The organism is Aerococcus viridans (genome assembly GCF_002871935.1).
In the GTDB taxonomy this organism is placed as follows: domain Bacteria; phylum Bacillota; class Bacilli; order Lactobacillales; family Aerococcaceae; genus Aerococcus; species Aerococcus viridans_B.
On the sequence record NZ_PNHQ01000018.1, the window covers coordinates 28,584 to 43,685 of the forward strand.

Annotated in this window: 14 protein-coding genes; 12 read left to right on the plus strand and 2 right to left on the minus strand. The window is 37.9% G+C overall.

The genetic code is table 11. The annotated features are described in order from the left end of the window. Nucleotides 1-39: 39 nt before the first annotated feature. From rpmG to cspD, 11 genes are all read left to right on the plus strand, one after another. Nucleotides 40-192 (plus strand): 50S ribosomal protein L33, encoded by a 153-nt coding sequence (gene rpmG / locus CJ191_RS07350; RefSeq protein WP_003141750.1) that lies wholly within the window; start codon nt 40-42, stop codon nt 190-192. A gap of 228 nt (nt 193-420) precedes the next feature. Beyond that, nucleotides 421-1,092 (plus strand): rhomboid family intramembrane serine protease, encoded by a 672-nt coding sequence (locus CJ191_RS07355; protein WP_069286401.1) that lies wholly within the window; start codon nt 421-423, stop codon nt 1,090-1,092. Between the two features lie 7 nt (nt 1,093-1,099). Continuing rightward, the gene (locus CJ191_RS07360) at nt 1,100-1,675 is read left to right on the plus strand and encodes a 5-formyltetrahydrofolate cyclo-ligase (protein ID WP_246819023.1); all 576 of its coding nucleotides are present in this window, start codon (nt 1,100-1,102) and stop codon (nt 1,673-1,675) included. 103 nt (nt 1,676-1,778) lie between these two features. After that, nucleotides 1,779-2,747, plus strand: coding sequence for an ROK family glucokinase (locus CJ191_RS07365; protein ID WP_102199410.1), 969 nt, complete (start codon nt 1,779-1,781; stop codon nt 2,745-2,747). A gap of 31 nt (nt 2,748-2,778) precedes the next feature. Continuing rightward, nucleotides 2,779-3,177, plus strand: a complete 399-nt coding sequence (locus tag CJ191_RS07370) for a rhodanese-like domain-containing protein (RefSeq protein ID WP_102199411.1) — start codon at nt 2,779-2,781, stop codon at nt 3,175-3,177. A gap of 860 nt (nt 3,178-4,037) precedes the next feature. After that, the gene (locus CJ191_RS07375; protein ID WP_102199412.1) at nt 4,038-6,674 is read left to right on the plus strand and encodes a valine--tRNA ligase; all 2,637 of its coding nucleotides are present in this window, start codon (nt 4,038-4,040) and stop codon (nt 6,672-6,674) included. 165 nt (nt 6,675-6,839) lie between these two features. Beyond that, nucleotides 6,840-8,078 carry a bifunctional folylpolyglutamate synthase/dihydrofolate synthase gene (locus CJ191_RS07380; protein ID WP_246819041.1) on the plus strand — a complete coding sequence of 413 codons (1,239 nt, stop codon included), beginning with the start codon at nt 6,840-6,842 and terminating at the stop codon, nt 8,076-8,078. Next, the gene (locus tag CJ191_RS07385) at nt 8,056-8,700 is read left to right on the plus strand and encodes an HAD family hydrolase (RefSeq protein ID WP_070467811.1); all 645 of its coding nucleotides are present in this window, start codon (nt 8,056-8,058) and stop codon (nt 8,698-8,700) included. The genes CJ191_RS07380 and CJ191_RS07385 overlap by 23 nt, the downstream gene beginning before the upstream one ends. 189 nt (nt 8,701-8,889) lie before the next feature. Then, nucleotides 8,890-10,566 carry a formate--tetrahydrofolate ligase gene (locus tag CJ191_RS07390; protein ID WP_102199413.1) on the plus strand — a complete coding sequence of 559 codons (1,677 nt, stop codon included), beginning with the start codon at nt 8,890-8,892 and terminating at the stop codon, nt 10,564-10,566. A gap of 59 nt (nt 10,567-10,625) precedes the next feature. Further along, on the plus strand, nt 10,626-11,330 hold the full coding sequence (radC, locus tag CJ191_RS07395) for a RadC family protein (protein ID WP_070467809.1): 705 nt from the start codon (nt 10,626-10,628) through the stop codon (nt 11,328-11,330). Nucleotides 11,331-11,517: 187 nt separating this feature from the next. After that, nucleotides 11,518-11,718 carry a cold-shock protein CspD gene (cspD, locus tag CJ191_RS07400; protein WP_070467808.1) on the plus strand — a complete coding sequence of 67 codons (201 nt, stop codon included), beginning with the start codon at nt 11,518-11,520 and terminating at the stop codon, nt 11,716-11,718. Nucleotides 11,719-11,930: 212 nt separating this feature from the next. Here the strand turns inward: cspD and CJ191_RS07405 are convergent, their stop codons facing one another. Both CJ191_RS07405 and CJ191_RS07410 read right to left on the minus strand, forming a co-directional pair. After that, nucleotides 11,931-12,659, minus strand: coding sequence for a hypothetical protein (locus tag CJ191_RS07405; protein WP_102199415.1), 729 nt, complete (start codon nt 12,657-12,659; stop codon nt 11,931-11,933). After that, a complete protein-coding gene (locus tag CJ191_RS07410; RefSeq protein ID WP_102199416.1) occupies nt 12,659-13,225 on the minus strand; it encodes a class I SAM-dependent methyltransferase in 567 nt (188 codons plus the stop codon). The genes CJ191_RS07405 and CJ191_RS07410 overlap by 1 nt, the downstream gene beginning before the upstream one ends. 196 nt (nt 13,226-13,421) lie before the next feature. Between CJ191_RS07410 and CJ191_RS07415 the strand changes: the two genes are divergently transcribed. Further along, nucleotides 13,422-15,102: LysM peptidoglycan-binding domain-containing protein (locus CJ191_RS07415; protein ID WP_102199417.1), on the plus strand; the 1,681-nt coding region annotated here is incomplete at its 3' end.

Consider the following 15,102-nt stretch of genomic DNA (forward strand, 5'->3'; position numbering starts at 1 on the left):
ATATCAGTTAATAATTTTATTGTATTGGAGGGGTATCACATGCGTGTGAACATTATTTTAGAAAACACTGAATTAAAAGGTGAACGTGTTTACTTAACAGAAAAAAACCGTCGCAACAATCCAGACCGTTTAGAATTAAAAAAATATAGTCCAAAATTACGTAAAGTTTGTGTCTTCAAAGAGGTAAAATAAGCTGATGCATTTTAGCTAACTGACTCGGTAACAACACAAAATAATAAATACGTATTTACTATTGGGGGACCTGTATGAACGCCTAGGTGTTTGTGCAGGCCCTTTTTTGTAGCAAATAATATAAATCATGTATAAGCTTTTCTTTTATCTGATGGGCATTTTGTGATTATATAGAAAATTAGGGTATAATATATAAAAATACGCAAGTTGATTAAAGAGAGGTTATTTATGTCTACTAGAAAACCGTATGTTACATATACTTTATTAGGAATTCAAATCGTTTTATTTATGCTGATGACATTTATGGGTGGATCTGAAAGTTCTACCACTTTACTATTGTTCGGTGCGAAGTTTAATCCATTAATCGCAGCAGGTCAATATTGGCGCTTGATTACACCTATCTTCTTACATATCGGTGTCGTCCATTTATTAATCAATTCAGTTACCTTGTATTATTTAGGCAGTATGACGGAGAATATCCTTGGACATTGGCGCTATCTAGTGATCTATTTAAGTGCTGGGTTGATGGGAAATTTATTTTCTTACCAATTTTCACAAAATATTTCAGCGGGTGCATCGACTGCCTTGTTCGGTTTATTTGCTGTTTTTCTAGCGCTCAGAAACCTCTTTCCAAGAAACTATTATATTCAAAATATTGGCTCTCAGTATTTAATGCTAGTTGTCATGAACTTGGTATTTGGTTTTCTAGGATCTGGTATTGATATATGGGGGCATATCGGTGGTTTAGTTGGTGGTTTCTTAATGACGATGGCTTTAGTTCAAGGGGACGGGCAAGATAAACGTTGGATGCAACGAATTGGTTCAGCTGTGAGTTATATTGTTATTGCTATTTTTATTTTAGTTAATCATGGCACGTTCAATACTTTATTTGGTGGGTAGGAGAGCTATGTGGATAGAAGATACAAAAGAACTATTAGATAAGTCAATCATTCGTGACCGGATATTTAAATATTGGCGCGAGTTAACGGATGCTGAACGAATTGGCTTACAAGCGGATATATATGCCCAATTATTTACTAATGAAACCTTTATTCAAGCAAGAACTATTGCGACAACCATTGCCCATACTGGTGAGATTGATACCAAACCTATTATTGATTACGCCTTAACTATTGGAAAAGACATATATGTACCTAAAACTTATCCTAAACGCCAAATGGCATTTGCTAAATATCAGGGGATGGATGTTTTGGAAAAGACTAAATTTGGTATCTATGAACCCACAGCAGATGCTGAATTTATCGATAAAGCGACAATTGATTTAATGATAGTGCCAGGTTTATTTTTTAGACCAGATGGTTATCGTGTAGGCCATGGTGGTGGGTTTTATGATATTTTCTTAGCGGATTATCCAGGAAACAAGATCAGCTTAGCGTTTCCAGGTATGGTATCTGACCGTGTGACCTTTGAAATTGATGATTTTGATATTCCAGTTGACGAAATTATTGTTGGCTATATATAAAAATAATGCAACCGGTATCATTTTTATGTAAAAGCCTAATCATTTGAGTTAAAGTCTGATAAAATAGAGTTATATAACTAAGAGATAAGAGGGAGCTATAATAATGAGTAAGAAAATATTCGGTATCGACCTTGGTGGTACGTCCATTAAATTATCAGTTGTTTCAATAGAAGGCGAAATTATTGATAAATGGTCAGTGCCCACAGATATTAAAGAAGATGGCCAACACATTATTCCAGATTTGATTCGTGCAATTGAAGATAAAATGGCAGAGAACAGTTGGACTAACGAAGATATTTTAGGAATTGGTATGGGGTCTCCAGGTTTTGTAGATCGAGAAAAAGGTACGGTTTCTGGTGCCTATAACTTGGCTTGGGTTGAAGAACAACCAGTTGCAGAGCAGATTCGCAACCATTTCAATGCAGATTGGCCAATTTTGATTGAAAATGATGCCAATGTTGCTGCCTTAGGTGAGCAATGGAAGGGTGCTGGTGACCACGCAGATAACGTTGTTTTAGTCACTTTAGGTACCGGTGTTGGTGGTGGTGTAATTGTCAACGACCAGCTAGTTGTTGGGCAAGGTGCCGCTGGAGAAATTGGGCATATGTATGCTAAAGAGGATGGTCGTAAATGTACTTGTGGTCAACATGGCTGTCTAGAGACTGTAGCATCAGCTTCAGGTATCGTATGGACTGCTGGTGAGTTAGCTTATACAATGGATGATACAGGCTCAGCCATTCAAGGTAGAATCTTTAATGGTGAACCTGTTACGTCTGAAGACTTGTTTAAAGCTGCTCAGGCTGGGGACCGTTTTGCAGAAGCTGTGGTTGATGAAACTATGGGACATTTAGGACGTGCATTAGGGCAAGTTGCTGCTGTAACAAATCCACAATATATCTTAATTGGTGGTGGGGTTGCGAACGCAGGACAATACCTATTAGATAAGGTAACAGACCACTTCCACAAGTCTGTATACCCTGGTGTTGGACGCACGACTAGTATTCGTCTAGCCACATTAGGTAATGATGCTGGTGTTTACGGTGCAGCATCACTTGTAATGAAAAATGTTTAATTCATGTAGTTAGAAGGGAAAAACGACACTTATGATCAACTTTGGTACTGTTTTTTGGATTATTTTAATTGTCATATTATTGGTTTGGGGAGGTTTCTGGTTATATAGCTTCTTACTGCGTCGCAATAATGCTACAATGATTTCTCAAGAAGATTTCCAACAAACCATGAAATCAGCACAAATTATTGATATTCGAGAAGCAAACGAATTTAATTCTGCACATATTTTTGGTGCACGTAATGTACCTTATTCTACTTTACAACAAGGGGTACCGGGCTTTAGTAAATCAAGTCCAATTTATTTATATGCAGATGTACATAATTTAACTGGTCGTGCGGCGAAAAAATTAAAAGGTGCAGGTTATGATAAAATCTATATTTTAAAAGGCGGCCTGAGCGAATGGGAAGGCAAAACAAAACGTCAAGATTAATACTGTTTGAAAAGTCAGGTGCCAAAGAGCCTGGCTTTTTTGTGGCTCCTTGTTAAAGCGAACAATGCTGACTTTTGGAACCCAATTATAAACGTTCTTATATAGTAAAGAGCGGCTGAGATATTTTTGTCCCAGCTTCCTTTTTATTTTCATTCATTTCCATTATCCATTGTGCTGAATGTTTACCTTCTGTATCCAAGCAGCCCTTAGGCTGATTGGATAGTAGGGGATTCATTTAAATAGCGTTTGTTTGTCATAATCTCCTTGTGTGATACGGCACTATTCTTCCAGTTTATGAGCGAGTTGATGCTTTAGCATATACTCGCTTAAATGCGTTAGAAGTTGTTGAGCTAAGCGGTCTCGCTCACACCCTGTGAAGTCGGGTTCGCTTTGGCAGTCCGGTCTCCACTTCAGGAATACTTGTAGCAAGTAAACTTGCTACGGCATATTCCTTCCAGTTTATGAGCGAGTTGATGCTTTAGCATATACTCGCTCAAATGCGTTAGAAGTTACCTGCCTGAGCGCCAAAGCTCGCACCCTTTTCTTGCTTTCTGTTTTTTTCCATGCTATTATTGGCTATGCAAATAGTTTAAGTAATTGCTGTGAGGTTTATTGTTTTGTCTTTAAGCGAGCTTGTGGTTGGTGTGAACAGGTAAGACAGTCAATAATGGTTGCATGGTAGGCAAAATGTCACGTTACTTCGGTGCATACCGTTATCATGTTCTTACAATGGAGTAAAAATGTAGGTGGTACCGAGCAATGAAATTTGCGCCCTATACTATAATGATCTAACGATAGATGTTTATAGTATAGGGCTTTTATTTTGCCAAAAATAGTAAATAAGAAAGAAGGAAGCTTTCATGAAAGAGACGAATATGTCTACTAAATATCAACCGAATGCGGTTGAAGAAGGTCGCTATGATAAATGGGTAGCGTCTGGTGTATTTGAACCTAATGAAGATAGAACTGCTGAACCATATTCTATCGTTATCCCACCTCCAAACGTAACAGGTAAATTACATTTAGGGCACGCTTGGGATGTTACGCTACAGGATATGTCCATCCGCCAAAAACGTATGCAAGGTTATGACACACTATGGTTACCAGGTATGGACCATGCGGGGATTGCTACACAAGCAAAGGTTGAAGCGAAGTTAGCTGAAGAAGGGATTTCTCGCTATGACCTTGGTCGTGAAAAATTTATTGATCAAGTTTGGGCATGGAAAGAAGAATATGCTGAAACAATCCGTCAACAATGGGGTAAAATGGGTATCTCTGTTGATTATTCACGTGAACGTTTTACTTTAGATGATGGTCTAAGTAAGGCTGTACGTAAAGTCTTTGTTGATTTGTACAATAAAGATTTGATTTACCGCGGTGAATATATCATCAACTGGGATCCGAAAGCCCAAACTGCTTTGTCAGATATGGAAGTCGTTTACTCTGATGATAACGGTGCTTTCTACCACCTTTCATATCCATTAACAGATGGTTCAGGATCATTAGAAATCGCAACAACACGTCCAGAGACCATGCTTGGAGATACTGCTGTAGCCGTTCACCCGGAAGATGACCGCTACACCCACTTAGTTGGTAAAACCATTACCTTACCTTTAGTAGGCCGTGAAATTCCAATTGTTGCAGATGATTACGTAGATCGTGAATTTGGTACAGGTATCGTAAAAATTACACCAGCTCATGATCCTAATGACTTTGCAGTAGGAAACCGTCACAATTTACCACGGATCAACGTAATGAATGCCGATGCAACAATGAATGAAAATGCTGGCGAATTTGCTGGTATGACCCGCGAAGAAGCACGTAAGGCTGTTGTTGCGGCTTTAGATGAACAAGGTTTCTTAATTCGTGTAGAAGAAATGGTCCATTCAGTTGGACATTCTGAGCGTACTGGGGTTGTTGTTGAACCACGTTTATCTACACAATGGTTTGTTAAAATGCGTCCATTGGCAGATAAATCTCTAGATAATCAAAATACAGCTGACCGTGTTGATTTCTATCCGCCACGTTTTGAAAATACCTTCAAAACTTGGATGGAAAATGCCCACGATTGGGTTATCTCACGTCAATTATGGTGGGGACATCAAATTCCTGCATGGTATCATAAAGAAACTGGCGAAATGTATGTGGGTATGGAAGCGCCAGCTGATAGCGAAAACTGGGAACAAGATCCAGACGTATTAGATACTTGGTTCTCATCTGCCTTATGGCCATTTTCAACAATGGGTTGGCCAGATACAGACCAAGAAGACTTTAAACGCTACTACCCAACGTCAACATTGGTAACAGGTTATGACATCATTTTCTTCTGGGTTGCCCGTATGATTTTCCAAGGTTTGGAATTCACTGGTCGTCGCCCATTCAAGAATGTGTTGATCCATGGTTTAATCCGTGATAGCCAAGGTCGTAAGATGTCTAAATCGTTAGGTAATGGGGTTGACCCAATGGATGTTGTCAATGAATATGGGGCGGACGCTTTACGTTGGTTCCTTGCGACTGGTTCAACACCTGGTCAAGATATCCGTTATAACGAAGAAAAACTTGAGGCGGCTTGGAACTTTATTAATAAAATCTGGAATGCTTCTCGTTATGCCATCATGAACCTGGATGATTTAACTTATGATGACATTGATTTATCGAATGTGACTGAGATTAAAGACCAATGGATTTTAACTCGTCTTAACGAAACCATTGCTTCAGTAACCACAAACTTTGATAAATTTGAATTTGGTGAAGCAGGTCGTTCACTATACCACTTTATCTGGGATGAATTCTGTAATTGGTATATCGAAATGGCAAAAGAAACATTACAAGGTGAAGACGAAGCAGCTAAGTTAACTACTCGTTCAGTCCTAGCTTACACATTGAACAATATTTTACGTTTGATGCATCCAATTATGCCATTTGTAACCGAAGAAATTTGGGCGCATATTCCACATAAAGAAGCATCAATTGTAACAGCTGCATATCCAACGGTAGATGAAAACTTATCTAATCCAAAAGCAGCTTCTGATATGAACTATGTCATTTCACTGGTTAAAGCGATTCGTAATGCTCGTAACAAACAAAACGTTGCTTTATCTAAACCGATTGAAATTATTGCGAAACCACGTAATGCTGAAATTGGTCAAGCACTTGAAGACAATATTGCCTTCATTAATCGCTTTACTAACCCAGAAACCTTTACAATTGATACTGCAGCAGTAGCACCAGACCAAGCGGTAACCTTATTCTTTGATGGTGGTGACATTTACTTACCGTTAGCTGGATTCATTAACATCGAAGAAGAAATTGCTCGTTTAGAGAAAGAATTAGCCAAATGGCAATCTGAAGTAGATCGGGTTGAAAAGAAACTATCTAACGAACGCTTTGTGGCGAATGCTCCTGAAGCTGTCGTTGAAGAAGAACGTCAAAAAGGTCAAGATTACCAAGAAAAATTAGCTTCTACTAAAGAAAGAATTGCTGAATTACGAGGCTAAGTGAAGTAAATATACTTGTTTTAGAAGTCGACTGAATAAAACCGGTCGGCTTCTTTTAAATAGGAGAATTGAAAATGTTCAATTGACTAAAATAAAACGTTATGAAAAGACTTTCCATGCTAGAATAAGTCTGCAATAGGATAATGAAGAAGTGGAGGCATAAAATTGACTATTTTAATGCACAATATGGCGCAAATCGAACAATGGCTAGCATTGTATACCAAGGCGGCGCCAAAAGATTTTTCAAGAATAAAAAGTGTTCTTGATCGTTTAGGTCATCCAGAACTTAAAACGCCTGCTATCCATGTCACAGGTACCAACGGTAAAGGGTCAACTTGTCGTTATATTGAGCAAATGGCAGCAGATCATGGCTATTCAACGCTCTTATTTACTTCACCACATCTAGTGACCTTAACTGAACGTATTCGTCATAATAAAGAAAATATCGATGAACAGGCTTTTATTCAATTAATGAATACAGTCCGAGAACATATAGAAGCATTAAATATTCCAGTTATGTCTTATTTTGAGGTTTTGACCTTAGCTTTCTTTATCTATGCAGGTCAAGTAACAGTTGATTTACTCATTATTGAAGTGGGTATCGGTGGAAAAAAAGATTATACGAATATTTTGCCACATGCCATTCGGGTGATTACATCCATTGGTCGAGACCATATTCCTAGTCTAGGTAAGGATGAATATGAGATTACCGATCAAAAAGCGGGAATTATGCACGAGGGCGATAGCATGATAGTTGGCGAGATTCAATCGGAATACCTAGCCATTATTCAAGAGAAGGTAGATAAATATCATGGGCAATTGATTTCTTATAAAATGCAACCACGTATGGCTACTCCACAACTTGGCTTTTACCAAGAATGGAATGCGCGAACAGCTTACGCGGCTTTTTTAACTTTTACAAAAGAAAATCAATTGCATTTTAATATGCAAACAGCGATTGCATCCATTCAAGCGACAGCGTTACCTGGTAGGTTAGAATTAATCGCTAAGCAACCAGCTACCTTTATTGATGGCGCCCATAATATATCCGCAATAAAAGCATTAGTGAAAGCATTGACAACTACTTTTACAGATAGAAGGATCATAATCTATTATTCAAGCTTGGACCGCAAGGAAATAGATGCGTCACTCCATTATCTTCAAGACCATTCAGCGATTGATTTATTTGTGACCACTTTTGATTATGAAGAAGCAGCAAAAGAAAACGATTATTTAGCCACTACAGATGCGAAATTTGTGAATAATTGGTATGATGACTATAAGAAATCCGCACCAGCAAATGTAGATGCCGTAGTTGTATTCTGTGGATCGTTCTACTTTATCTCTGAAGTGCGAGAAAAACTACAAAGTGAGGATATCTATGAAAACATCAGTAATTTTTGATATGGACGGGTTAATGCTAGATACAGAAAAAGTTTATGCCCAAGTAAACAAAGAAGGATTCGAATCATTAGGCATCGCATTCACTATGGATGACTACCTAAAATATGTTGGTGTCGGTGAGAAAGAAACGCTACAGATGTATGCTGAAGCTATTGGTGATATGGAAGAAGCTAAGGCGTTACTTGCTCGTGAAGATAAACGTTATTTAGAGATTATCAAGGATAAAGCACCAGACTTAAAAGACGATTTAATTAAAGTTTTAGATACTTTAGCAGCAAAAAATGTAGATTGCTACGTAGCTTCTTCAACGAATATTGAAACGGTGGAATATTTATTAGAAGCTACTGGTATTCGCAAATATTTCAAAGGTGTATTTGGTGGTGACCAAGTTGAAAATGCCAAGCCAGATCCAGAAATCTATTTAAAAGTGGTTGCTGACTTTAACCTGGATAAATCTGAAACGATTGTATTAGAAGACTCTATCCACGGTGTAAATGCGGCTTATCAAGCTGGACTAGATGTGATTATGGTGCCTGATTTGGTAGCGCCAGATGACGAAACTTATGATCGTGTTCTAGCCGTAGTCGGTCGTCTTGGTGATGCGTTACCATTTATGGATTAATCCAATTTGACTGGTTCAATAGAGGACCGGTCTTTTTCTTTTGGCAAAAAGGGTGATTGACGGATTGCTAGCATACTATATTAGCTTAGTTCACTCAGAAAACCAGCATTTTTTTCAATAAAACAAAAGGAAACTGAGTAAATATGCTAGAATATAAGAAAAATGAAAGTCATAGAAAGAGGTTTTGTCATGTTAACAGATATTCAAATTGCGCAACAGAATGTATTAGCCCCAATAACTGAAATTGCTAAAATAATTGGTTTTGATGCTGACGATATCGATTTATATGGAAAATATAAGGCGAAAGTACCTGCAAAAACCTTAGAAAAGCTTGAAACGAACAATGATGGCAAATTGATTTTGGTGACTGCTATTAATCCCACACCAGCGGGTGAAGGGAAATCAACGACAACAGTTGGATTAGGTGACGCGTTAAGTAAACGTGGTAAGTCTACAATGATTGCCTTACGTGAGCCTTCTTTGGGGCCTACTATGGGCGTTAAGGGCGGTGCTGCTGGTGGTGGTTATGCACAAATTCAACCAATGGAAGATATCAACTTACATTTTACTGGAGACATGCATGCAATCACTACTGCGAATAATGCGTTATCTGCTTTAATTGATAACCATATCCATCAAGGAAATGAATTAGATATCGATGTTCGCCGGGTAACATGGAAACGAGCTGTTGACTTAAATGACAGAGCTTTGCGTGACGTAACTGTAGCATTAGGCGGTATAGGTAACGGTTTCCCACGTCAAGATGGATTTGATATTACTGTAGCTTCAGAAATTATGGCTATCCTATGTTTAGCGACAGATTTAGAAGATATGCGAGCGCATTTCGCACGGATTGTGATTGGAGAGAATCGTAGTCGTCAGCCTATTACTGTAGCTGATTTAGGCGTTGAGGGTGCTTTGACCTTAATCATGAAAGATGCGATCGCACCGAATCTGGTGCAAACCCTAGAACATACACCAGCTTTTGTACACGGTGGCCCTTTTGCGAATATTGCCCATGGTTGTAATTCAGTTGTGGCAACTCGCGCAGCTTTAAAACTAGCTGACTATGTAGTAACTGAAGCTGGTTTTGGTGCTGACTTAGGTGCAGAGAAATTTATGGATATTAAGGTACCAGTTCTTGGAAAAGCGCCGGATGCTGTAGTTGTAGTCGCTACTATTCGTTCATTGAAAATGCATGGTGGTGTAGCCGTGAAAGATCTAAATGAAGGTGAAAACGTTGATGCAGTAGCAACTGGTTTTTCGAATCTACAAAAACATATTGAAACCATGCAAAACTTCCAAGTGCCAGTAGTTGTGTGTATTAATGAATTTGTCACTGATACAGAAGCTGAAGAACAAGTTGTTATGGATAAATGTGCAGCGCTTGGCGTGAAGTGCGTAAAATCGTCTGTATGGGCAAATGGTAGCCAAGGTGGATTAGATTTAGCTGATGCTATAGTAGAAGCAGTAGAGGACAATCATCAAAGCTTCCAAGCTACGTATGCTTATGAGGGCACGACGTTGGAAGAAAAAGCTCGTTCAATTGTACAAAAGGTATATGGTGGACGTGACGTAATCTTTACTAAGAAAGCCCAAAATCAAATGCGTCGATTTGAAAAGAATGGTTGGGGCGAATTACCTATCTGTATGGCTAAAACACAATACTCATTATCCGATGATCCAAAAGCCTTGGGACGACCTGAAGACTTCGATGTAACAGTACGTGAATTGGTGCCAAAAATTGGTGCAGGCTTTATCGTCGCTTTAACAGGAGATGTCTTAACCATGCCTGGTTTACCAAAACATCCTGCAGCAATGGACATGGATATTAAGAAAGATGGGGAGATTACCGGATTGTTCTAGATTAGATTGACACTTTTTATGCCTTTCTACGTATAAATATGGTAGAAGGGTGTGAAAGGATGAATGAAAATCAATTAGTAATCAAAACAACAATTCATGAATTACCAGAAGAAATCAGACCACGAGAACGTTTAATGGCTCATGGTGCTGAATCTTTAACCATGTACGAACTATTAGCAATTGTGCTCAGGACAGGTAATCGTAGTTTGAATGCGATTCAATTAGCAATGAAAATTATCCAGCATTTTGGTACAAAATATGATTTACGGACAGCTTCGTATCATGACTTAATTCAATTACCAGGCGTGGGACCAGCTAAAGCAGTAGAAATTCAGGCAGCTATAGAATTTGGTCGTCGTTTATACCAATCAAATCAAGAAAAATTAGGTGTGATCATGTCTACTAAGGATGCAGGCGCATACTGTATTGAAAAGTTAAAGGACTTGCAACAAGAAAATGTGATGGCCCTATATTTAAATACAAAAAATCAAATCGTTAAAGAAAAGATTGTATTTATCGGCTCATTGAATGCTTCTGTCGCACATCCAAGAGAGATATTTAAAGAGGGCGTTCGGTCTTCAGCAGCGCGTATTATTGTTGCACATAATCATCCATCAGGTAATCCCTCGCCGTCTCAAGCAGATATTGACTTTACTAGACGATTGGCAGAAGGTGGAGATTTGATAGGGATAGAACTGTTGGATCATATTATTGTTGGAGGCGATACTTTCATTAGTTTACAAGAATATGGTATTTTTGAATAATAAAAATTATTTTACTTATAATTTATCATTGCTAATCGCATTGGTTCGTGCTACAATGAAATAAGAATTTTTGGATAGGTAAAAAGTTATATATTTTTAAAAGTGCTAAGCACTTAAAAGTTTTACTCGAGCCGTGCAAGAATTACTGAAGAAATATGTGCATGTGCACGAGGAGGATTCTATTATTATGGAACAAGGTAAAGTTAAATGGTTTAACGCAGAAAAAGGTTTTGGATTTATCGAACGTGATGGCGCGGACGACGTATTCGTTCATTTCACAGCTATCCAAGGGGAAGGCTTCAAAACTTTAGAAGAAGGTCAAGAAGTTTCTTTCGAAATCGAAGATGGAAACCGTGGACCACAAGCAGCTAACGTTGTTAAAGCGTAATCCAATAAGATTGATATGACGGGGTTTATAAACCTCGTCTTTTTTTGTCTAAAATTCGATGCCAAAAAGGGAGCATAACGGGAGCAAATGATAGCCTAAAGCTATGTAGTTAGTTCGAAATGTCTTACAATATCATAATGAAAAATAAAACCCACATTGAAATGGTTGATGTAACCTTTCGATGTGGGGGCTTTTTAGGATAAAGCGTTTTTTTATTGGTTTTTCTTAAGGAAAAGACTGTAAACCATGATCATGACAGAAATCACTATTAATGCGATGTTTGATCCTGTAATACCATCTGTAATCATAAAGCTTAGCGCGATTGCGATAATTAAGCTTATAACTGCAAAAATGGCTAGCAATTTCATTATTCGCGATGTATTTGACTTTTTTCCAGCTATTTCTATACCTTCTAAACGGTATTCGATAAATAGACTTGATAACCAAGTAAATACCGCCAAATAGAAGAGAAAGTTGATAAAGCCTAGACCTGTTAATAAGACCTGTGCATTGGCCATTTCAACAATATTTTGCATGATAACCATTTCCATTGCAATAAATAGAGGTGGCAAAATTGGTAGAAGGTTATGGGTACCAATGACTAAGTGAATAAGTAACCATTGTAAGAATAGTAATCCTTTTACCAAAATTGTAACTGGACTGAAGAACAGTATCGCAATTAAAGCGACTTCTACTATAGCTAATACAACCATATTTTTAATTAAAGTTAGTCCTTTTTGCTTAGAAAATAATAAATACACTTGGGTAAGTAAGAATTGCCACAGAATTAATAGTAGAAAAGTCATCCAATTGATAGTACTTACTGCATACAAGTTCATATAAGTAGGCAATGAAATAAGACATGCAAGGAGCAAATGAAAAATTGCTGGAATGATCGGTTGACGATTTCTAGTGCTAGGAATGGATTTAGTTGATGCCATTATTTTCTCCTTTCAACGATAAACAATCGTGGAGGTAGATTTTTTTGGTTCAAAAAATTGAACATAGCTACATTATAACTTTTTTGGTCAAGTTTTTCGAGGTAAGATTGAACTGCTTCAAATTCTGCCATTCCACCTAGATGACCTATGTAAGAAGCAACTAGCAATAAACCCATAGTATCTAGGTGTTCAAGAACGCTGGTAATAGCTTTAATAGTGGTATTTGCTTGTGTGATAATTTGCTTATCACCACTAGGTAAATAGCCAAGATTAAAAATAGCTAATTGTAATTTTTCCTCTTCTGGTAATATTTGTTTTAATTCACTGTGGTCTTTAACAAACAACTTTGTATTTTTATAATTTGATTCATTACAAAGCCTTTTTTCAGCTAATGCAATCGCTTGTGGTTGAATATCCAGTCCGTAAACGATGCCGTCTTCTTCTACTAATTGGGAAAGCAATAGGGTATCATTTCCTTTACCGACTGTCGCATCTAGTACGTGGTCACCTTTTTGAATCTTTTCTTTCATGATTTGATGGGTTATCGTAACAGTATTTTGGAACATGTCATCCCTTCTTTCTATCCTTCTAGCTTAATTCACTATGGGGAATCAAGCAAACTATATTACGTTTATATTACAAATATTAAATAATTACATCAACATAAATTAAGTCTTTCTTAATAAAATTATTTTAGATAGAATTTAGGTTGTGAAAGTTTGTTTTTTTTTGACGATGTAGAAATTACAAGGGGGAGTAAAATTGGTAATTGAGGAAAATAAAGCAATATCGCGTAAAACCATCGCATCAATTTCCAAAAAATCAGCAACACTGGGGGCTATCGTTCTAGGATCTGCCTTTGCTGTATCAAGTTTTGGTGCTCAAAAGGACATCCCAACGGCACATGCTAGTGAAGGGACAACAGTTACATTTGCATCAACGAATAATGCTTTCTTAGATAGCATTATTCCTGATGCTTATAAATTAGCTAATGATAACGATTTATATGCATCAGTGATGATTGCACAAGCTATTTTAGAGTCTAACTGGGGCGCATCAGGCTTGTCGTCAGCGCCATACTATAACATATTTGGAATTAAAGGCACCTACAATGGCCAAGGTGTAACGTTCTATACACTTGAAGATGATGGTTCGGGTAATTATTACCAAATTAGAGATTCTTTCCGTGATTATCCTTCTTACCGTGAGTCTTTAATTGACTATGCAAATAAGATGAGAAATGGTGTTTCATGGGATGCTAATTTCTATGCGGGCACTTGGAAATCTAATACAAGATCTTATAAGGATGCAACAGCTGCATTGACAGGTACATATGCTACCGATACACGTTATGGTGGTAAATTAAATAACTTAATTTCAACGCATGGTTTAACAAAATATGATACAGCTGCAGGTTCAGCAGTAGGGTCTTCAGCTTCAGTTGCTAGCTCAACAACTAACTTGTCAACACAAGGTAAAACTGCAACTAGCACTGCAGGTAAATCTTACACTGTGAAATCAGGTGATGGTCTATATACTGTAGCTCGTGCTTTAGGTGTGAGTGTTGCAGAAGTTAAAGCGCAAAATGGTTTAACTTCTAACCTAATTCACCCTGGACAAGTGTTATCAGTAGCAAAAACTAGCTCCTCTTCATCATCTAATTCTACAAGCGCTGGAGCAACTACTAATACTGGCTCTTCTGCATCAACAGGTAAGTCATACACTGTAAAAGCAGGCGATGGATTATATACGGTAGCTCGTGAATTAGGGATTACGCTAGCGGAAGCTCGCGCACAAAATGGTGGTTCTGATTTAATCTTTGCAGGTGATGTGTTCACAGCAAAAGCTTCATCAGACGCCAAAACAAGTGAAACTGATCAATCAGCAAATACAGGTTCTTCATCATCAGCATCAAGTAAGTCATACACTGTAAAATCAGGCGATGGTTTATACACTGTGGCTCGTGAACTAGGGATTACACTAACAGAAGCACGTAGCTTAAATGGCGGATCTGATTTAATCCATCCAGGCAAAGTATTTACAGCTGGTAAGGCGACAACTTCATCAAGTGCGTCTACTTCAACTAGCACTAATACTGGATCTTCTGCAACAGGTAAATCATATACTGTAAAATCAGGCGATGGCTTATATACTGTAGCTCGTGCTTTAGGTATTTCATTATCAGAAGCTCGTGCGCTAAACGGCGGCTCTGACTTAATCCACCCAGGTAAGGTGTTTACAGTTGGTAAGGCGACAAGTGGATCAAGTGCATCTACTTCAACGAATACAAATACTAGCTCAAGCTCTACAACAGGTAAATCATACACAGTACAAGCAGGTGATGGCTTATATACTGTAGCTCGTGCTTTAGGTATTTCATTATCAGAAGCTCGTGCGCTAAATGGTGGTTCTGACTTAATCCACCCAGGTAAAGTGTTTACAG

Bases quoted from the DNA above. Each gene is read 5' to 3' on its own strand.
- rpmG (WP_003141750.1), top strand. From the start codon at position 40: ATGCGTGTGAACATTATTTTAGAAAACACTGAATTAAAAGGTGAACGT.
- CJ191_RS07355 (WP_069286401.1), top strand. From the start codon at position 421: ATGTCTACTAGAAAACCGTATGTTACATATACTTTATTAGGAATTCAA.
- CJ191_RS07360 (WP_246819023.1), top strand. From the start codon at position 1,100: ATGTGGATAGAAGATACAAAAGAACTATTAGATAAGTCAATCATTCGT.
- CJ191_RS07365 (WP_102199410.1), top strand. From the start codon at position 1,779: ATGAGTAAGAAAATATTCGGTATCGACCTTGGTGGTACGTCCATTAAA.
- CJ191_RS07370 (WP_102199411.1), top strand. From the start codon at position 2,779: ATGATCAACTTTGGTACTGTTTTTTGGATTATTTTAATTGTCATATTA.
- CJ191_RS07375 (WP_102199412.1), top strand. From the start codon at position 4,038: ATGAAAGAGACGAATATGTCTACTAAATATCAACCGAATGCGGTTGAA.
- CJ191_RS07385 (WP_070467811.1), top strand. From the start codon at position 8,056: ATGAAAACATCAGTAATTTTTGATATGGACGGGTTAATGCTAGATACA.
- CJ191_RS07390 (WP_102199413.1), top strand. From the start codon at position 8,890: ATGTTAACAGATATTCAAATTGCGCAACAGAATGTATTAGCCCCAATA.
- radC (WP_070467809.1), top strand. From the start codon at position 10,626: ATGAATGAAAATCAATTAGTAATCAAAACAACAATTCATGAATTACCA.
- cspD (WP_070467808.1), top strand. From the start codon at position 11,518: ATGGAACAAGGTAAAGTTAAATGGTTTAACGCAGAAAAAGGTTTTGGA.
- CJ191_RS07405 (WP_102199415.1), bottom strand. From the start codon at position 12,659: ATGGCATCAACTAAATCCATTCCTAGCACTAGAAATCGTCAACCGATC.
- CJ191_RS07410 (WP_102199416.1), bottom strand. From the start codon at position 13,225: ATGTTCCAAAATACTGTTACGATAACCCATCAAATCATGAAAGAAAAG.